At 62.6% G+C, this 19,188-nt stretch carries 18 protein-coding genes; 6 read left to right on the top strand and 12 right to left on the bottom strand.

Annotated features, from left to right (window positions below):
* From PRZ01_RS04085 to PRZ01_RS04075, 3 genes are all read right to left on the bottom strand, one after another.
* Positions 1-1,728 (bottom strand): ABC transporter permease, encoded by a 1,728-nt coding sequence (locus tag PRZ01_RS04085; RefSeq protein WP_273595488.1) that lies wholly within the window; start codon positions 1,726-1,728, stop codon positions 1-3.
* 106 nt (positions 1,729-1,834) lie between these two features.
* Positions 1,835-2,656, bottom strand: coding sequence for a LytR/AlgR family response regulator transcription factor (locus tag PRZ01_RS04080; RefSeq protein ID WP_338111448.1), 822 nt, complete (start codon positions 2,654-2,656; stop codon positions 1,835-1,837).
* Between the two features lie 82 nt (positions 2,657-2,738).
* The gene (locus PRZ01_RS04075) at positions 2,739-3,863 is read right to left on the bottom strand and encodes a sensor histidine kinase (RefSeq protein WP_273595486.1); all 1,125 of its coding nucleotides are present in this window, start codon (positions 3,861-3,863) and stop codon (positions 2,739-2,741) included.
* Between the two features lie 97 nt (positions 3,864-3,960).
* On the opposite strand from PRZ01_RS04075, the gene argH reads away from it, so the two are divergent.
* On the top strand, positions 3,961-5,376 hold the full coding sequence (argH, locus tag PRZ01_RS04070) for an argininosuccinate lyase (RefSeq protein WP_273595485.1): 1,416 nt from the start codon (positions 3,961-3,963) through the stop codon (positions 5,374-5,376).
* A gap of 155 nt (positions 5,377-5,531) precedes the next feature.
* Positions 5,532-6,011: a hemerythrin domain-containing protein gene (locus PRZ01_RS04065; protein ID WP_273595484.1), complete on the top strand. Its 480-nt coding sequence runs from the start codon at positions 5,532-5,534 to the stop codon at positions 6,009-6,011.
* Here the strand turns inward: PRZ01_RS04065 and PRZ01_RS04060 are convergent.
* Positions 5,997-6,422, bottom strand: a complete 426-nt coding sequence (locus tag PRZ01_RS04060; RefSeq protein WP_273595483.1) for a hypothetical protein — start codon at positions 6,420-6,422, stop codon at positions 5,997-5,999. The two genes, PRZ01_RS04065 and PRZ01_RS04060, sit on opposite strands and share 15 nt — an antisense overlap.
* A gap of 437 nt (positions 6,423-6,859) precedes the next feature.
* On the opposite strand from PRZ01_RS04060, the gene PRZ01_RS04055 reads away from it, so the two are divergent.
* Positions 6,860-8,053, top strand: coding sequence for a Y-family DNA polymerase (locus PRZ01_RS04055; RefSeq protein WP_409993805.1), 1,194 nt, complete (start codon positions 6,860-6,862; stop codon positions 8,051-8,053).
* Positions 8,054-8,131: 78 nt separating this feature from the next.
* Here the strand turns inward: PRZ01_RS04055 and PRZ01_RS04050 are convergent, their stop codons facing one another.
* Positions 8,132-10,315, bottom strand: a complete 2,184-nt coding sequence (locus PRZ01_RS04050; RefSeq protein ID WP_273595481.1) for a S46 family peptidase — start codon at positions 10,313-10,315, stop codon at positions 8,132-8,134.
* A 279-nt stretch (positions 10,316-10,594) separates the two neighbouring features.
* Between PRZ01_RS04050 and PRZ01_RS04045 the strand changes: the two genes are divergently transcribed.
* Positions 10,595-10,858, top strand: a complete 264-nt coding sequence (locus PRZ01_RS04045) for a hypothetical protein (protein ID WP_273595480.1) — start codon at positions 10,595-10,597, stop codon at positions 10,856-10,858.
* A gap of 56 nt (positions 10,859-10,914) precedes the next feature.
* On the opposite strand, the gene PRZ01_RS04040 is transcribed toward PRZ01_RS04045, so the two are convergent.
* The 4 genes from PRZ01_RS04040 to PRZ01_RS04025 form a co-directional block, all read right to left on the bottom strand.
* Positions 10,915-11,250, bottom strand: a complete 336-nt coding sequence (locus PRZ01_RS04040; protein ID WP_273595479.1) for a hypothetical protein — start codon at positions 11,248-11,250, stop codon at positions 10,915-10,917.
* Between the two features lie 96 nt (positions 11,251-11,346).
* Positions 11,347-11,916, bottom strand: a complete 570-nt coding sequence (gene dcd / locus PRZ01_RS04035; RefSeq protein WP_273595478.1) for a dCTP deaminase — start codon at positions 11,914-11,916, stop codon at positions 11,347-11,349.
* Positions 11,917-11,963: 47 nt separating this feature from the next.
* Positions 11,964-12,407: a ribonuclease HI gene (rnhA, locus tag PRZ01_RS04030; RefSeq protein WP_273595662.1), complete on the bottom strand. Its 444-nt coding sequence runs from the start codon at positions 12,405-12,407 to the stop codon at positions 11,964-11,966.
* Positions 12,408-12,469: 62 nt separating this feature from the next.
* Entirely contained in the window at positions 12,470-13,243 is a 774-nt protein-coding gene (locus PRZ01_RS04025) for a class I SAM-dependent methyltransferase (RefSeq protein ID WP_273595477.1), read from the bottom strand.
* A gap of 151 nt (positions 13,244-13,394) precedes the next feature.
* Here PRZ01_RS04025 and gloB point away from each other — a divergent pair, with 151 nt between their 5' ends.
* Both gloB and PRZ01_RS04015 read left to right on the top strand, forming a co-directional pair.
* Positions 13,395-14,189, top strand: coding sequence for a hydroxyacylglutathione hydrolase (gloB, locus tag PRZ01_RS04020; RefSeq protein WP_273595661.1), 795 nt, complete (start codon positions 13,395-13,397; stop codon positions 14,187-14,189).
* The gene (locus PRZ01_RS04015) at positions 14,186-15,922 is read left to right on the top strand and encodes a transglycosylase SLT domain-containing protein (RefSeq protein WP_273595476.1); all 1,737 of its coding nucleotides are present in this window, start codon (positions 14,186-14,188) and stop codon (positions 15,920-15,922) included. Before gloB ends, PRZ01_RS04015 begins: the two co-directional genes overlap by 4 nt.
* 41 nt (positions 15,923-15,963) lie before the next feature.
* On the opposite strand, the gene recR is transcribed toward PRZ01_RS04015, so the two are convergent.
* From recR to dnaX, 3 genes are all read right to left on the bottom strand, one after another.
* The gene (gene recR / locus PRZ01_RS04010) at positions 15,964-16,545 is read right to left on the bottom strand and encodes a recombination mediator RecR (RefSeq protein WP_273595475.1); all 582 of its coding nucleotides are present in this window, start codon (positions 16,543-16,545) and stop codon (positions 15,964-15,966) included.
* A gap of 10 nt (positions 16,546-16,555) precedes the next feature.
* Complete coding sequence (locus PRZ01_RS04005; RefSeq protein ID WP_273595474.1) at positions 16,556-16,882, bottom strand: YbaB/EbfC family nucleoid-associated protein; 327 nt, start codon at positions 16,880-16,882, stop codon at positions 16,556-16,558.
* Between the two features lie 80 nt (positions 16,883-16,962).
* The gene (dnaX, locus tag PRZ01_RS04000; protein WP_273595473.1) at positions 16,963-19,167 is read right to left on the bottom strand and encodes a DNA polymerase III subunit gamma/tau; all 2,205 of its coding nucleotides are present in this window, start codon (positions 19,165-19,167) and stop codon (positions 16,963-16,965) included.
* Positions 19,168-19,188 lie beyond the last annotated feature (21 nt).

Here is a 19,188-nt window from a genome sequence, read left to right as displayed (position 1 = left end):
TCAAAAATGCATGCGTTGTTCGGCCAGTCGGTACATACGCCGCCAGACCCAGTGATTCAACACCATCACGAAAATACACATCACGCCAATACCCAGGGCAATGCGGGGAAAGTCGCCGATGGCCGTCATGTTCTGGATATAACTGCCCAAACCATCGGCTTGCAAGGTGGTGTCGCCCCAGGACACATACTCCGCCACGATGCTGGCATTCCAAGAGCCTCCGCTGGCGGTGATGGCGCCGGTCACGAAGCTCGGAAAAATCGCCGGCAGCAAATAACGGCGCCACAGCAACCAGCCTTTGAGGCCCAGGTTTTTGGCGGCATAACGCAACTCGGACGGAATGGTGGAGGCCCCCGCAACCACGTTGAACAGCAAATACCACTGCGTGCCCAGGATGATCAGGGGCGACAGCCAGATATTGGGATTCAGCTTCCAGTTGACGATCAACACCACCGCCACCGGAAACACCAAGTTGGACGGAAATGCCGCCAGAAACTGCGCCAAGGCCTGTACCCGACCCGCGATGCGTGGGTTCAACCCGATCCACACGCCGATGGGCACCCAGATCAAGGAGGCGATCGCAATCAGGATCAGCACCCGCGCCAAGGTGTAAAAACCCAGCTTGAAGACGTGGGCCACTTCCTGCCAGCCCACCTCAGCATGGATGAAACTCACCAGGCGCCACACCGCAAACAGCACCAGCGCCGCCAGGATCGCGTCAAACCCACGCTCCCACAGCGGATTGACCGGTTTGGCACGGGCACGGATGGAGGTGCCGTCGTAGTTCAGTTTGGTGTAGCGAAAACTCGCCGCCAGCCAACGCGCCGGCCATTCACCCACGCGCTGAATCAGTTCAGTGCGGCGCAACCAGGTCAGCAGCCAGGAGGTGGGCGCGTTCTCGTTGCCGGACTCCTCGAAGCGGAACTTGTCGGCCCAGGCCAGCAACGGGCGAAAGAAGAGTTGGTCGTACAGCAGAATGCCGATCAACATGGCAAGAATGGCATAACCGATGGCCTGCAGGTCACGTGCCGCAATGGCCATGGCAATGTAGGAGCCCACACCCGGCAGCTTGATGTCTTGGTTGGCCACCGAAATTGCCTCGGACGCCACCACAAAAAACCAGCCGCCCGACATGCTCATCATCATGTTCCAGAGCAGGCCCGGCATGGCGAAAGGCAACTCCAGGCGCCAGAACCGTTGCCAGCCTGACAGGTGAAAAATGCGTGCCGCCTCCTTCAACTCCGCCGGGACCGTGCGCATGGACTGATACAGGCTGAACGCCATATTCCAGGCCTGAGAAGTGAAGATGGCAAAAATCGCCGCACACTCCACGCCCAGCAAACTGCCTGGGAACAAGGCGATGAAACCCGTCACCGTGATGGACAAAAAACCCAGAATGGGAATGGACTGCAAGATGTCCAGCAAAGGCACCAACACTTTTTCTGCCGCCCGGTACTTGGCCGCCAAGGCCGCAAAAGCGCAGGCAAAAACGACCGAGGCTCCCAGCGCGAGAAACATGCGCAGCGTGGTGCGTAGCAGGTAGTAAGGCAGGACCCACGGGTCCAAGCTGATGTGCAGCACCTCGCCCATTTGAAACGGCGTGGCCATGTGCGAGCCCGCCAAGGCGAGCAGGCTCAGCAGCGCCAGCACCATGGGAAGCATGACCAAATCCCAGCGATTGCCGGTGGCTTCCACCACCTGCCGGGGGAAAAATCGTTTGTCAATCATCAGGGTAGGCTGCGGCCGCGTGCGTGGGAGCGCGATGATACCTAAGGCGTGTGACAGCCGCTGTCAAAAACGTCCCAGACACGCCAGCTGGCATGCCCCCGGCGCCTCATTCGGTGCCGGCCTTTTTCTGGCGCGCCGCCAGGGCCTCGCGCACCGCAGCCACTTGCCGCCGTGACACGGACAGCCATTCATTCACCGTGGCCACCCGCAGCGTCCAGCCTTCGGCGCCCTCTTCATCCGGCGGGCTGGCCTCGCCCGCGCCGTGCGGCCCGCGCCGAAGCAATTCACGCACCGCTGATTTGGCCACCAGGGCATTGCGATGCACGCGCAAAAACCGCCCCTCCTGGCCCTCGCCATAACGTGATTCCAGCTCTGACAGGCTACCGTCCATCACATAGCTTTGCGTGGCGGTGCGCAGGGTCAAATATTTGAGGTCGGCCTTGAAGTACAGCACCTCCGACAAAGGCACACGTAGCAAACGGCCCCGCAAGGAGATATTGATGAACTCGTCGGGCAGTGGGTCGTCCAAGTCTCCGCGCTGACTGTGCGCCGCAGCCCGCTCACCGAGCCGCTGCGCCACCCGCGTGAGCGCAGCCTGCAAGCGCTCACGCCGCACTGGCTTGGTCAGGTAATCCATGGCGTCCAGTTCAAAGCCACGCACCGCATGTTCGGCATGCGCGGTCACAAAGACGACCGCAGGCTGCGCCGGGTGGGCGGCAAGCGCTTCGGCCAGCTGCAGCCCGTTGGACCCCGGCATTTGAATGTCCAGCAGAACCAAGTCACAAGCATGCTCGCGCAGCCAAGCCTGGGCTTGCTGCGCAGTGCCCGCCTCCGCCACCACCTGGGCAGCGGGGTCTTGGCAAGCCTCCAAAAGGCTGCGCAGTCGCAGACGGGCCAGGGGCTCGTCGTCCACCAGGAGAACTGACAAGGTCGCAGACAAAGCCATCGCTGAAAAGGTGAGTCAGAGGATGAAATAAGTTTTACAGCACAGTGAACCGCCGGATGAACGCTCAACTCGGCAACACAATGCGCACCGTAAACCGACCCGGTGCCGAGCCCAGCTCGAAACGGGCGGACACATCATGCATCAAACGCAGGCGTTGGCGCACATTGCGCAGAGCCAAACCGTGACCAGACGTTTTCGCCGCCAGCCCGACGCTGTTCAACACGCAAATCTCCACCTCGGCACCGCGCTTGCGCGTTCTCACCTCGATTGCGCCGCCGCCTTCATTCGGCTCGACGCCGTGACGCACCGCGTTCTCAACCAAGGGTTGCAAAATCAAGGGGGGGACGCGGGCCAGATTCGCCTGGGGATCAAGGTCCCAGCGGATGCGCAGCCGCTCTCCAAAACGGGTCTGCTCAATGTGCAGGTAGCGCCGCGCCAACTCGATTTCCTCCGCCAGGGTGACGGAGGTGCTGGCGTCGGCCAATGCCACCCGAAACAGCTCGCTCAAATCTTCCAGCAAATCCTCCGCCTTGGCGGGATCGTGGCGCACCAGCGCGATCGCGCTGTTCAAGGTATTGAACAAAAAGTGGGGCCGGATGCGCGACTGCAACTCCACCAGTTGCGCCAAAGCCGCGGCGGGGCGCTGGGCACGCTCCCGCAGTTTCAGCCATGTCAGTAACAAGGCGGCCATGGTGGCCCCGGCCAAGCCCACGCTGGCGAGGCGAAAGCGCGTGCTTGGTTCGATCGATGCGATATTCAACAAGCCCCAACCCAGCAAGGCGCTGACAGCACCGAGCGCCATCAGGGCCAGCCATTGCCAGTGTTCAGCCCATGCCGCCAAAATTCGACGGGCACCGCACACCACCAACAACCACAACAAAACGGCAGACATCGTCACGACCGTCGCGCTCGCCATCCACTCGGCCCATTGCGCAAGGTCTCTGGCGGCCAGGGCCAAGCCCAGCGCCAACAAGCCCTGCACCCCCAGCACCGCCCGCAGCACCAGCCCAACGTGGCACACGTCAAACGCACGTTGGGGGTCGAACAGCGGCAGCACTGTGTTTTCAGCCGCTGACCCGCTCACAGCTGGCGCAGGGGAATCACCGAGGGTGTCCTGCCCCAAGATCTGGGTCAGGCTGATGCTGTCAGGCCAATCGGATTCGTCGGGCATGGATTTTTTGTCTGACATCGTGGGCTCTAGAATGACCGCCTTTTCGACGAGATTGTGCGCCGGCCCGGTTCAGGGCCCGCGCCGGCCTTCTTCCCACCCTGTTCCACCTGCCGCCATGTCCACCTCCGCCAAGCCCAGTGACAACCAACTCGCCAACAAGTCTCAAGCTTGGTCGGCGCTCTTCTCCGAGCCCATGAGTGATCTGGTCAAGCGCTACACGGCCAGCGTGTTTTTTGACAAACGGCTCTGGGCGGCCGACATCCAAGGCAGCCTGGCCCACGCAGAAATGCTGCAGGCACAGGGCATTATGTCTGCCGAAGACCACGCCGCCATTCAGCGTGGCATGGCGCAAATCAAGGGCGAAATCGAAGCCGGCAGCTTCGACTGGAAGTTGGACCTGGAGGACGTGCACCTGAACATCGAGGCCCGGCTGACCGAGTTGGTGGGCATCGCCGGCAAGCGCCTGCACACAGGGCGCAGCCGCAACGACCAGGTCGCCACCGACGTGCGCCTGTGGCTGCGTGGCGAGATTGATGAGTTGCTGCTGCTGTTGAATGCCTTGCAACGGGCCTTGGTCGACGTCGCCGAGAAAAACGCGGAGGTGATCCTGCCCGGGTTCACTCACCTGCAGGTGGCGCAGCCGGTGGCTTTTGGTCACCATCTGCTGGCCTATGTGGAGATGTTTGCCCGCGACGTTGAGCGGCTGACCGATGCGCGCCGCCGCGTCAATCGCCTGCCGCTGGGCGCGGCCGCATTGGCCGGCACCAGCTACCCCCTGGACCGCGAGCGCGTGGCCCGCACCCTGGGCATGGAGGGCGTGTGCCAAAACAGCCTGGATGCCGTCAGCGACCGCGACTTCGCCATTGAATTCAGCGCCGCCGCAGCCTTGGTGATGGTGCACATCTCGCGCCTGAGCGAAGAGTTGATCCTGTGGATGAGCCAGAGCTTCGGCTTCATCGATCTGGCCGACCGCTTCTGTACCGGCTCTAGCATCATGCCGCAAAAGAAAAACCCGGACGTGCCCGAGTTGGCGCGCGGCAAAACCGGGCGGGTGGTCGGCCACCTCATGGGGCTGATCACGCTGATGAAGGGCCAGCCCCTGGCCTATAACAAAGACAACCAGGAAGACAAAGAACCGCTGTTCGACACCGTCGACACTTTGAAGGACACGCTGCGCATCTTTGCTGAAATGGCCGCCGGCATCACCGTCAAACCCGAAGCCATGGAGCGCGCTGCGCTCAAGGGTTATGCAACGGCCACTGATTTGGCAGACTATCTGGTGAAGAAGGGTCTGGCCTTCCGCGATGCCCATGAGGTGGTCGCCCACGCCGTAAAAACTGCCATCACCCAAGGCGTGGACCTCTCCGCCCTGCCCCTGGCCGAGTTGCAGAAGTTCGACGCCCGCGTGGGTGAAGATGTCTATGAAGTGCTGTCACTGCGGGGCTCGCTGAATGCCCGCAACATCCTGGGCGGCACGGCACCCACGCAAGTGCGCGCCCAAGCCGCCCGCCACCGCGCACGGCTGGCTTGAAGCGGACCTGCAGCCGGGTTCACCCCTGAATTCGGCGTTAGGTTTCGCGCCTCGCCAAGCGTTGGATTGATCCAGCGCAAGCAATGTTCACCCACGAGCGGCCAGGCCCGCGATGGGGCCCGGATTCGGCCTCAAATGCGCTAACCTCGCCGCCCATGAACACTTTGAATTGGTCCGAGAGCCTGGCCCTGCAACACGCGCAGATCGACCAGACCCATCAAGAATTCGTGGCGTTGCTGAACCGTTGGGGCGCTGCGCTGGCAGGCCAGGACGAGGCGGAGATGCTGTCGCTGTACGAGGCTCTGTTGGCCCATACCGAAGCGCATTTCGCCATGGAAGAAGGCTGGATGGCGGCCACCGGCTTTGCCCCCGAAAACTGCCACAGCAAGCAGCACGCCATGGTGTTGGATGTTATGCGCCAGGTCTTGGCGCATGTGCAGGCCCAGCGAGACTTTGAGCCCATGCGCAACTTGCTGCCCGAGTTGCTGAACTGGTTTCCGGCGCATGCGGAAATGATGGACGCGTCGCTTGTTTATCACATGAAAGAAGTGGGCTTCGACGCCGCAACCGGGCACCTCGCCAAGCCCCTCCCGGCGGCGGCCATCAGTTCTTGCGGCAGCTCAAGCTGCAGCTGAGTTCCCGCACGGCCCGAAGCGCTCAGGCCAATTTCGGCCCGCACCAGCGCCAGCGCCTGCCCCCAGGCCCTCGCTCAGCCGATGGTTTCGGGTTTGGGCTGAAAGCCGGTCCAGCGTGACGGCCAAGTCCTCACGCAAGGACATCAGGTGAAAGAACACGGGCGCCACAAACTGGCTGTCCAGATCGTCCAGGAGTTGCCGCAACTCGGGCGCCCCAAGCGTGCGGCCGTCAGCGGGCTCGGCCAGCGCTTTGAGCAACCACTCGCTGGCGTGCACCACATCACGCAAGTCCTCCGCCATGCGCTCATGGCTTTCTTCATTCGCCGCAAACGGGCGCAGCTGCTCAACAAACTTCAGTGGCGACGAACAGGTGGCTTTGGGGTTAGGGTTGGGGTTGGCTTTGACTGACATGGCTCACTCCATGAGCTTGATACAAGGTGGGGGGCGCGACGCGGCACGTTCGCGAGTGCTGTCCAGCCGAATGAAATTCACCCCCACCCCTGACCGCTCAAAGCACACGTCGCCGTGCCTGGGCCAGCCGCCCCGTCGATCTGTGTCGACGGTGGCGACCGGCCATGAAGTGCGTGGCCGGAATGGTCCCGCATCGCCCTCGTTGGCGTACCGTAGATTAGCGACATCTAGCGCCGTGCGCACCTGTCAAGTCTTGCAGTAGACAGCCTATCTCTCCTGCCACTGTACTTTTTACTTGGACGGACTCATCCTCTCTTTGGGCGCCACAATGTGACATGCCCGACGCTCTGGACACACGCCAGCCTCCTGACCTCCTCGCCAACCCCGTTGCAACGCGGGCTGGGCGGCTGCCTGAACGCTTGATCGCGCACCTCGACATGGACGCCTTCTACGCCTCGGTCGAGTTGCTGCGCTACCCTGAGATCAAAGGGCAGGCGGTGGTCATTGGTGGCCGGAGAGACCATGCGCCGGTCACACAGGCCGATGGCACGCTGCGTTATGCCCGACTGCGCGACTACACCGGCCGGGGCGTGGTAACGACCAGCACCTACGCCGCCCGTGATCTCGGCGTTTTTTCAGGCATGGGCCTAATGAAGGCGGCCTTGCGCGCGCCCGACGCCATCCTTCTGCCCACGGACTTCGAGGCCTACCGCCACTACTCCCGGCTGTTCAAGCAAGCGGTGGCTGAGGTTGCACCGGTGATCGAAGACCGCGGCATTGATGAAATCTACATCGACCTCAGCGAGGTGGTCGGCATCCGCGAGCCCGTTGGGCACGACCCGCTGGGCGGCCTGCGCTCGGTGGCGCGGGACATCAAGAATTCAGTGTTCAGGGCGACGGGCTTGACCTGCTCGATTGGCATCACGCCGAACAAGCTGCTCTCCAAGATTGCCTCTGAAATGGACAAGCCCGACGGCATCACCCTCTTGATGGCCGACGAAATCGAAACCCGCATCTGGCCGCTGACTGTACGCAAGGTCAACGGCATTGGCCCCAAGGCCGGCGCCAAGTTGCAAGCACTGGGCCTGGAAACGGTGGGGCAAGTGGCTGCGGCGGAGCCTGCGCTCTTGATTCAGCATTTCGGCAAGAGCTTTGGGGCTTGGCTGGTTGAAGCCTCGCAGGGCCGCGACAACCGGCCCGTGATCACGCACAGCGAGCCCGTCAGCATCAGTCGTGAAACCACCTTTGAGCGCGACCTGCATGCCCAGCATGACAAGGCCGAGTTGGGTGCCATTTTCACCCGGCTGTGCGAGCAATTGGCGGCGGATCTGGCGCGCAAGAACTACCTGGGGCGCACCGTGGGCATCAAGCTGCGCTTTGAAGGGTTTCACACCGTCACACGCGATCTCACCCTGGATCAGCCAACGCAAGACGCCCAGGCGATTCGCCGGGCAGCGGGCGCCTGCCTCAAGCGCGTGCCTCTGGAAAAACGCATCCGCCTGCTCGGGGTGCGCATGGGCAATTTGAGCCGCCCTGGGCAAACAACCCCGGGCAGCCGCACGGGGCGCCGCGCCCCGGGCACCGGGCCATCCTCCGCAGAAGTCCGCGTGGAGAATCTCAGCCTGTTTTAAGCGCGTGCTGAAAAGCTCAAAGGGGCGGGCGCGAGGCAGGTGCGACGCGGGTGCGGTGCGAGTGGGACACAGGCTCGATTACTGTGCGCCCATTTCTTTCAACAAGCGCTGGGCCTTGTCGACTGCACTCATCTGCCACAGCATGTAGCGTGCGTCGAGGCAGATGCTGCGCGACTTGCGGGCGTCAAAGTCCCAGCTGTCGATGACGCTGTCCAAGGTGCCGTCAAACAAGAGGCCGACCAACTCGGCCCGGTCGTTGAGCACCGGCGAGCCTGAGTTGCCCCCCGTGGTGTCCAGTGTCGCGAGAAAATTCACGGGCACCGAGTCCAGCTTGGCCACGCCGTAGGGGCCAAATTGACGTGCACGGATGGCCGCCAGTTGCTCGGCGGGTGCATTGAACTCGCCTTCCCCCTTGTGCTTGGCCACGATGCCGCGCAAGGTTGTGAAGGCCTCCCAATCCACACCGTCCAGCGCGTTCTTGCGGCCCTGTACCTGACCAAAGGCCACGCGCAGGGTGCTATTGGCGTCGGGGTACACCGCCTCGCCCTTGCTGGCCTTGAAAGCAATCAGCGCGCGCATGGTGGCCGCATAGGCCTGGCTGATCTGGCCGGTGATGTCTTTGTCGCGGGTTTCGCGCGCTTGGTCGTCGTCATACAAAGCCACCGCCGCCTTGATGAAGCTGTCGTCGCTGGCTTTGAAGCTGGCAACATCGCGCTTCAACCACGCCATGCGATCGGCGCCGTGCGCCAGCTTGCTGCCGGCGTAAACCGTGTCGAGCCGGGCCTGAATCGCCGCTTCATCCATGCCGGCCGCCAAGCCCAGTGCCGCCAGCAGGGGCGCATTCAATTGCACTGCCGGTTGCGCCAGGTACTGGGTCAAGAAGTGAGCGGCCAGGCGCTTGTCAACCCGTTCGTCGTAACGCTTGTCGATGGCCTCCAGCCCTTGCACCAGATGCTTCTCGTCACGGGCCTGAAAACCCGGCTTGCGCTGCGCATCGGGCAAGGCTTGCTGCTGCGCGTTTTCATACAGCGTGCGTGCCGCATTGAGCATGCCCGGGCTGGTGTAGCGCAGCAGCGCCTCGGCGCGGGCGACGGCCTGCTCCTGCGCCAACAGGCCTTCAACCTTGCTGATGTCGGTGCCATAACTTGCGCGCCGATCGGCATCGGCGTTCACCCAGGCCTTCAATTCCGCGAACGCTTGGCTCTTGCGCGCCAGGATGTCGCTGCCTTCATAGCTGGCTTGCTGGCCTTGGAAGTTTTTGTAGTAGTTGCCAATGCCTGCGACCCGCGGGGCCAAAGCAATTTCAGCCTCCCGGCGCCCTGCTGTGGCCTCCTTGATGAGCGCCAACTGCTCACCCATCCATTGGATGCGCTGGGGTTGCGCCCAGCCAAAGGTGAAGTCCAACTCGGCGGGCAGGCGGTGGCGATTGGTGCGCCCCGGATAGCCGGTGACCATCACGAAGTCGCCTTCATTCAAGGGTTGGGTGGCCAATTTCAAAAAGTGCCGCGCTTGGTATGGCTTGTTGGCCGGGCTGAAATCGGCCGGCTTGCCGTCCGGCCCGACATAGGCGCGGAAAAAGCTGTAGTCGCCGGTATGGCGCGGCCACATCCAGTTGTCGGTGTCGCCACCGAACAGGCCCACACCCAAGGCGGGCGCATGGACCAAGCGCACGTCACGTATTTCGATCTGCTTGATCAACTGATATTGCAAACCGCCATAAAAAGATGCCACGTTGCAGCGATGCCCCGGGTCTTTCTCGCAGGCCGCCGTCAAGGCTTTTTCATTGGCTTCGATGGCATCAAAACGCGCCTTGCCATTCAGGCGCTGGGCCTTGGTGTCCACCACTTTAGCGGTGACGTCACTGACATCCACGGTCACGAAGACACGGCTGCCCGGAGATGCGGGCAGCTCATCGGTCAAGCCTGCAGCCAAAAAACCGTTCTTGAGCAAGTCCCGCTGCACGGTTGAGTTGTATTGGATGCTGTCATATGCGCAATGGTGGTTGGTCACCACCAAGCCCTGGGGCGATACGAAGGACGCCGTGCAGCCCCCCAGGCTGATGACCGCCCCCATGGGGAATTCAGTCAGCTGCGTCAGTTTGGCGGGGTCCAGTTGCAGGCCAGCTTGCTTCAGGTCCTTGGCGATTTGCGGCAGCTGCTGCGGCATCCACATGCCTTCTGCAGCCATCGCCTGCCCGGTCAAACCCAGGCCCAAGCTGGCCGTCACCCCCATCGCAGCGCCAAGGCGAGAAACGCATCGCATTGCCGGGGTCAGTGTTGTTGAATTCATGCGCAAATTGTTCCCACAGAAAATGGGCAAAGCGCGCACGATATCGCGTCTAACGGCCTTAGCCGAAAGGCATGGCCACCAATGCAGGGGACACCGGTGGCACGGCAACCCACAGCATGACGCTCTTTATCGCCCATGGAAAAGTTCAAAAACAACTGGAAGATTTTTGAAAAATGAACGATAAATAAGCTGACACCAAACTGACAACGACGCATGTCAATCCATGCGGCAAACCGGTATCCAGGGGGGCGTATGACGCTGCTGCAATTGACTCATGTCAAGCGCTGGATGGACTTGCACCAGGGTCGCCACCCGGTGGAATTGTGCGCATGGGATCTCGTGCTCACCGCCTGGGTGTTGAGTTGGATGGCCCTGCCGGTCTCAACCCTGCTGGGCAACTGGTGGATGTTGCCACTGTGCCTTGCCGGCTTTTTACTACCCACCGCCTACGCCAACTGGCGCCGCAGCCTGCACCGCCGCGGAAGGCTGCGCTGCGACTGGTTGACCGCGCTTTGACCCGCCATGCAACAAGGCCGGGGTCAGCACCGTAACTGCAAGAACGGCCGGGGTGATCAGTGCACCAAGCCAATCCAGGTGCCGGCCTGCTGGTAGCTGTTGAACAACTGCAGCGCCAGTTCACGCAAGGTGGGGTTGCCGCTGGCGTGGCCTTGGGCGAGTTGCTCACAGGCGTACAGGCGGTCATACAGCATGCGGGTGGGCTGCAGGTTCAAGCCCTCAACGGCCATCAGGGCCTGGAACCGCAGCAAATCAGCCGACTCAACCGGGCCGGTAAAAGACAAGCCCAAATCCAGCGCCGAGCACAGCGGTGCGCTGGGCTCAGGCTCCGCCAAGTCGTAGCGGAGCGGGCTTTGCGTGTCGGCGATGAGGTGCAGGGGAATGATCATCATGGCGGGCCTCGGCTGCTGAGCTTGGGTGGCCCCATGATGGCCCTTGCGGGCAAAACTTAAATCACAAAAAACGGGTGAATCACCCGCTGATTGCGTTCAAGTTTTCGGCAAGGTCACGCCGCGCTGGCCCTGGTATTTGCCGCCACGGTCTTTGTAGCTGGTCTCGCAGACCTCGTCGCTCTCGAAGAACAGCACTTGCGCGCACCCTTCTCCTGCATAGATTTTGGCGGGCAGCGGTGTGGTATTGCTGAACTCGAGCGTCACATAGCCTTCCCATTCAGGCTCAAACGGCGTCACGTTGACGATGATGCCGCAGCGCGCGTAGGTGCTCTTGCCCAGGCAGATGGTCAACACATTGCGCGGAATGCGGAAGTACTCCATCGTGCGGGCCAGCGCAAAGCTATTGGGCGGGATGATGCAGTAGTCGCCCTCCATGTCGACGAAGCTTTTTTCGTCGAAGTTCTTCGGATCGACCACCGAGCTGTACACATTGGTGAACACCTTGAACTCGGGCGCGCAACGAATGTCGTAGCCGTAGCTGGAGGTGCCGTAGCTGACAATCTTCTCGCCAGCTGCGTTGGCACGAATCTGGCCCGGCTCAAAGGGCTCGATCATGCCGTGCTGCTCAGCCATGCGGCGGATCCATTTGTCGCTCTTGATGCTCATCGGAGTCTTTCTGTATTCAAAGATACGTGGGCCGGAATTTTACGACCTCAACGTTGCGCCGAACTCACGCCCTTGTTGGCCAGCGCGTCGGCCCGCTCATTGCCTGGGTCGCCCGCATGGCCCTTAACCCAGCGCCACTCCACCTGATGGAGCTTGCGCAGGGCGTCCAGGCGTTGCCAGAGGTCGGCGTTCTTGACGGGCTTGTTGTCGGCGGTCTTCCAGCCCCGGCGCTGCCAACCGCCCATCCACTCCGTCATGCCTTTGCGCACATATTCGCTGTCGGTAAACACGGTGATCTGGCAGGTGCGCTTCAATGACGCCAGAGCCTCAATCACCGCCGTCAATTCCATCCGGTTGTTGGTGGTGTTGGCCTCACCGCCGAACAGTTCCTTCTCATGCCCACCCGCACTCAGCCAAGCCCCCCATCCGCCAGGCCCTGGGTTTCCCTTGCAGGCGCCGTCGGTGTAGATGGTGACAACAGGCTTGGGCATGGCCGCCGGCGAGGGAGAAGGCGCGGAGGACGATGCAGGCGCCGCGGGACTGGAGGCAGTGTTCATGGTTTCTCGAAAAATGATGTTTTATGTTGACGGCTGACCGCCACCGGTGCGGCAGCCGCACGCTTGTTTTGCCTGCGCTGGCGCTCAAGCCCGACCAGCCGCATGCCGCGCACACGTTTGACCGCCACCAGAAAATACACGGCCCCCAGCACCGGCCACCAGCGCGAGCCCACCGTCTCCAGCCAGGACCAGCGCTGCAACCAGCGCTCGGTTCGCAACGGCGGCACATAAGCGCCAAACTGAGCGGTTTCAACCTCGAAGCTGAGCAGGCGAAGCCAGTCACGCAAGCGCCAGTAGCCGATGAATTCACCCTGCTGAGGCAAGAACGCCTGCTGCCGGCTCGGCCACGCGCGCCCCAGATTCTGCCTGAGCCCCCACAGGCTGGCCGGATTCAGCCCTGAAATCACCATCCGTCCCTCGGGCCGTAAGACACGCTCCGCCTCTCGCAGCGCCTCATGCGGGTCGCTGGCCAATTCAAGGGCGTGGGGCAACAGCAGCAAGTCCAGGCTGCCCGACTCAAAAGGCAGCGCGTCAAAATCGCACAGCACCACCTCGGCCCGTAGCGCCGTGGCACCTGCCCCGGCGGGGGGCGGCGAGGCGTCCAAGGCCAGCCACCGATGCGGCATGCGGTTGCTGCGCAGGCCCTGCAGTTCAGGCAGCCCCAGTTGCAGCGCGTGAAATCCGAACAAGTCCACCACAGCCGCGTCAAACTGCGCCTGTTGCCAGGTCAGCAGATACTGGCCCGGCGGCGTTTGCAACCAATCTGTCAACTCTATAATCGAAGCTTCTCGTGTCATGAATGTCGCTGCGCGGTTTTATCGTGCAGCGTGCCGCAAATACCGACAAAGGGTAACCCAGGACAACACCTGTCATGTCCCTGTGACACCCTAACCCACAGGCCGCATGGAACCCGTCGACCGAATCTCGATCACCGCGATCCCCGCCTTTGCAGATAATTACATCTGGATGCTGGACGACGGCCGTCAGGCTATCGTGGTGGACCCCGGTGACGCCGCCCCCGTCATTGAGGCCCTTGCGACCCGGTCCTTGAGCTTGATCGGCATCCTGGTCACTCACCATCACGCCGACCACGTGGGCGGCGTTGACGCCTTGCGGGGGCTGCTGCGAGGCCCGGTCTATGGCCCCGCCCGCGAAAACATTCCCATCCCATTTATCCCCTTGCAAACGGGTGATGCGGTGGATCTTCTGGGCTTGAGCTTCAAGGTGATCGACGTTCCGGGGCATACCGCCGGGCATATCGCCTATTTCGCTGAAGGCGCCGGGCTTTCTATCCCCGACCCGGCCTTGTTCTGTGGCGACACGCTGTTCTCGGGCGGTTGTGGGCGTTTGTTTGAGGGCACGGCTGCTCAGATGCATGCATCCCTGCAAACCCTGGCCGCCTTGCCCGCACAGACACGGGTGTTCTGCACCCACGAATACACCTTGTCCAATCTGCGTTTTGCCCTGGCGATTGAGCCCGCCAACCCTGCCTTGCTGGCCTATCAAGAATGGGCCCAGGCGCAGCGTGAATGCAATCTCCCCACCCTGCCTTCCACTTTGAAGCTGGAATTGCAGATCAACCCTTTCTTGCGCTGCGGCGAACCCCAAGTGGTGGCAGCCGCCCTGCACCATCAACCCAGCCCCGAGCATGGCCGCGATGGCAGCCCGCTGGCCACCTTCGCCCGTTTGCGGCAATGGAAGAACGATTTCCGATGACCCGTTCCCAATCGCACTTCTCCCGTCCCATGCGCCGCAACTCGGCGCCCCTGGCACTGCTCCTCACACTGCTGCTCAGCGCCTGCGCAAGCACCGGCACAAACACCTCAACCGACACCAGCACTGCGGCCTCCAGTGACCGGCGACTGCAAAGCCGCAGCTGGAACGGCAGCACCGCACAATCCGTGGTCGCGAAAGTGGGCGCCGCCACGGGCAACGGCGATGCCAGCCCGTTGAGGTTGGAAGACAGCCTCAACCCCGGCATTGCCGTTGACCTGACCCAAGCCGCTGCCAAAGAAGACCTCTGGCTGCGCCTGCGCACCGGCTTTGCCATGCAAGACCTCGACAACGACCTCGTGCACAAGGCCGAAAACTGGTACAGCAGCCGCCCTGACTATGTGGCCCGCATGACGGAGCGAGGCAGCCGCTACCTCTATCACATCATCGAAGAGGTCGAAAAGCGCGGCATGCCGACGGAGTTGGCGCTGCTGCCCTTCATCGAAAGCGCATTCAACCCACAAGCCATGTCCACCGCGCAGGCTTCGGGCATGTGGCAGTTCGTGCCCGCCACGGGCCGCGACTTCGATCTCAAGCAGAACATCTTTCGCGACGACCGGCGCGACGTGCTGGCCTCGACCCGCGCGGCGCTCGACTACCTGGTGCGTTTGAACAAGAAGTTTGGCAATTGGCAATTGGCCCTGGCGGCCTACAACTGGGGCCAAGGCAATGTGCAGCGCGCCATTGACCGCAACCTGAAAGCCGGCCTACCCACCGACTTCGAGAACCTGCGCATGCCCGAGGAAACTCGGTATTACGTGCCCAAACTCCAGGCGGTCAAAAACATTGTGATAAGCCCCGAAAAGTTCGGCCTGCGCTTGCCCGAGATGGACAACCACCCCTACTTCCTGAGCGTCAATATCGACCGCGACATGGATGTAGACGTGGCCGCCCGCCTGGCCGGCATGAGCGTTGAAGAATTCAAGCAATTCAACCCGCAAATGAACAAGCCGGTGATGCTGGCCGCCAAAACCACCCAGGTGCTGCTGCCCTATGACAACGCCAGCGCCTTTGCCGTGAATCTGGCTGCCCACCGCGGCCCCCTGGCCAGTTGGACGGCCTGGGTGGTGCCCAAGACCATGAAATCGGCGGACGCGGCCAAGCAAGTGGGAATGCCTGAAGCCCAGTTGCTGGACGTCAACAAAATCCCGCCGCGCATGTTGGTCAAGCAAGGCTCCACCCTGCTGGTGCCCCGTGCAGCGCACCGGGAAGACGACGTCTCCGAACACCTGGCCGACAACGCCAGCCTGGCGCTGGCACCCGATGTGCCGCCCTTGCAAAAACGCAGCCTGCGCGCCGGCAAAAATGACAGCGTGGCCAGTGTGGCGGCCCGCTACCGCGTGAACGCTGCTCAGCTCGCGCAATGGAACAACGTTGATGCACGCGCCCGCTTCAAACCGGGTCAGTCCATCGTGCTTTATGCCGCCAACGCGGCCTCACAAAAAGCGGATGCTGGCGCGGGCAAGACCAGTTCCAGCAGCAGCAGCAGCAGCAGCCGCAAGGCCGCAAGCAGCAAAGCCGGCGGCGTGCGAACCGCGCAAACCAACCGTGGCAACGACAAGGCCGCCAAACCCGCGCGCAGCAGCAAGCCGGTCGGCCGCTCAATCACTGCGGCGGTGGACGCCAACAAAAACGGCGGCGACACCGGCGGTTTTCGCCAAGTTTCACACCGCTGAGGATAGGCCCCGCCGGGCAATCCCCAGCAGGTGTTGAAGACCTAACGTCGATCCACCAGGGCATGGGCGATGGTGCCCAAGTCCACATACTCCAGTTCACTGCCAACCGGCACGCCGCGCGCCAAACGCGTGGCACGAATGCCTCGTGAGCGCAGCGCTTCGCCCAGCACATGGGCGGTGGCCTCACCCTCGGCGGTGAAACTGGTCGCCAAGATCACCTCGGCCACACCTGCTTCGGCCGCACGCGCCAACAATTCGGCTGCGCCGATTTGATGCACGCCCACACCGTCCAGGGGGCTCACCCGCCCAAGCAGCACGAAGTAGTAGCCTTTGTAGGAATTGCTGCGCTCCAGCGCCGCCTGATCGGCCGGCGACTCCACCACGCACAACAAGGACGCATCACGCGAGGTGTCGGCGCAGATGTCGCACAGCGCACTTTCGCTGAAGGTATGGCAGCGCTGGCAGTGCCCCACCTGCTCGGCCGCGGCCTGCAATGCGGCGGCCAAACTGCGTGCCCCATCACGGTCATGCTGCAGCAGGTGGTAAGCCATGCGCTGGGCAGACTTTTGCCCGACCCCCGGCAGGCGCTTGAGCGCCTCGATCAGCCCATCAAGAGGGTTCACCGTCCCTCGATCAGAATGGGAACTTCATGCCGGGCGGCAAAGGCATGCCGGCCGTCAGCTTGCCCATTTTCTGCGAGCTGACTTCTTCGGCGCGGCGCACCGCATCGTTGAAGGCTGCGGCCACCAAATCTTCCAGCATGTCTTTGTCGTCCGCCAGCAGGCTCGGGTCGATGGTGACACGCTTGACGTCGTTCTTGCAGGTCATCAAGACTTTCACCAATCCGGCGCCGGACTGCCCTTCCACCTCCACGGTGGCCAGTTCGTCCTGCGCCTTCTTGAGGTTGTCTTGCATGGCTTGTGCTTGTTTCATCAAGCCGGCGAGTTGGCCCTTCATCATTTTTCTAACTCCTGTTTTCTGAATAGTTTTGTGTGCCGCAACCCGGGCTGCGGTACGCCCAATGAACCCATTGAATCAACTCAATGGGCTTTGATCGATCCCGGGACGATGCGCGCCGTCTTGAACTGCGCAAGCAGTACTTGCGCCAAGGGATCTTTGACCACAATCTGCTCGACCGATCGCTGGCGCGCCTGCGCTGCGGCCGCATCCCGCAAGGCAGGTGAATCATGGGCCACGCCGGGCTCAAGCTCTAGCACCACCGAATGCTGCAAGGCGGCCGTCAGGGCTGCTTGCAACTTGTCCTTCAGGGCCGGTTGGCGCAGGGATTCACGCTCCACCCGCAAGCGCCAGACCTGGGTATCACCCTGCTGGGTCATGCCCACGCATTCAGACCTAACGGCCAATTCACGCGTCAAGGCGGCCAGGCCCAAGGGTTGGATCAACTCGGCCCAGCGCTGACCCATGGGCGTGGGGCGCAAGGGCACATCTTCACCCGCAGTGGAGGCATAGGCGCGGCGCTCGGCACTGGTGCCCGCGTGTGTTGGCACAGCCTCGGCCGCAGCACCCTGGGGGAAATCGGCATCGTCCCAGGCCGCTTCGTCACTCGCGTTTGACGCACCGTCGTCATCGGCCGGCGGCGCATCCAACCAAGGCGGCGGCTCATCCGACGCGGCCTCAACTTCAGGCGCTCGCACGACAGCCCGAGGCCGCAGGCGGGCGCTGTGCCCCCCTTCAGTTGCCGGCGCTTTGCTCACCGCCGCCACCGGCAGGCTCTTTGGCGCCGGCGCAGCAGAGGCGCTGGATTCAGGCGCCGACATGGCAGGCGCATCCACCACAGCGGGTGGGGAAACCAATACCGGAGCCGGGGCAGCCACAACGAGCGCAGGCGGCGGTACATGCACGAGCGCAGGCACAGGCACAGGCGCGACCGTTTGCTTGGCGGGCGCCACAACAGCCTGAACAACAGGCGGTGCAACAGAGTGCACGGCCGGTGGTGTGGAGCGAACGGGTACCGAGGCTGACGCCGGTGCCGCCACGCCCGAGCGCAACAAAGGCGCTGCGGCGCTTGCCGCCTGCCCCTCGTGGGCCGGCCGTGCGCTGCGATTCATCGCTGGCCCCGTTGCCCCTGTATGCCCTACTTGCCCCGCTGTCGCTGCCGGCCGCACAACTCGCTGCCCGGCACTGCCCATGGGGCGAAAGCTCAACATGCGCAGCAAGACCATCAGCAAGCCAGCGTATTCATCGGGCGCCAAGGCCAACTCTTGCCGGCCATGCAAGGCCATGCTGTACATCAACTGAATCTCGTCGCCCGGCAACAAGGCCGCCAAACGTTCTGCTTCAGCGGTATCGGGATCCGTCGCATCCAAGGCCCCGGGGGCAGCTTGCGCCACCGCCATCTGCTGCAACAGCCCGGCCAAGTCCTCCAAAGTGCCCGCAGCGGACAAGCCCAGATTGCGCAAGCCATCAGCCTGCGCCACCACGTCGACCCCACTGGCGGCGATCAGGGCCTCCAGGATCGCCACCACGTGGCCGCGGTCGACGGTGCCCAGCATCTGGCGCACACCCTCTTCGACCAACGACCCCGCACCAAAGGCGATTGCCTGGTCGGTGAGTGACAGCGCATCGCGCATGGAGCCGCGTGCGGCCCGTGAAAGCAAACGCAAAGCACCCGCATCGGCCGCGACGTTTTCAGCGTGCAACACCTGTTGCAAATGGCTCAACACCGTTTGAGGCGCCATCGGTCGCAGATTGAACTGCAGGCAACGTGACAAAACCGTCACAGGCACCTTTTGCGGATCGGTGGTGGCCAGCACGAATTTCAAATAGTCCGGTGGCTCCTCCAGCGTCTTCAACATTGCGTTGAAGGCCGTGTTGGAGAGCATGTGAACTTCGTCGATCATGTAGACCTTGAAGCGGCCCATCACCGGCTTGTACACCGATTGATCTAGCAGTTGCGAGATCTCTTCGACGCCGCGATTGGAGGCGGCGTCAAGCTCCACATAATCCACAAAACGGCCGGCGTCGATGTCGCGGCAGGCATCGCACACCCCGCATGGTGTCGCGGTGATGCCGCCCTGGCCGTCTGCGCCCGTGCAATTGAGGCTCTTGGCAAGAATACGCGAGACGGTGGTCTTGCCCACGCCCCGCGTACCGGTGAACAAGTAGGCATGGTGCAGCCGCTGCTGCGTCAGCGCATTGGCCAAGGCCTGCACCACATGCTCCTGACCCACCAACTCTTCAAAGCTGTGGGGACGGTACTTTCGCGCGAGAACCTGGTAACTCATGGTGGCGGATTCTAAGGCGGG

It is taken from the genome of Roseateles koreensis (assembly GCF_028595305.1).
GTDB classification, from domain to species: Bacteria; Pseudomonadota; Gammaproteobacteria; order Burkholderiales; family Burkholderiaceae_C; genus Paucibacter_A; species Paucibacter_A koreensis.
The sequence above is the reverse complement of the archived record's forward strand: the minus strand, read 5'-3'. Positions and strand labels throughout refer to the sequence as shown.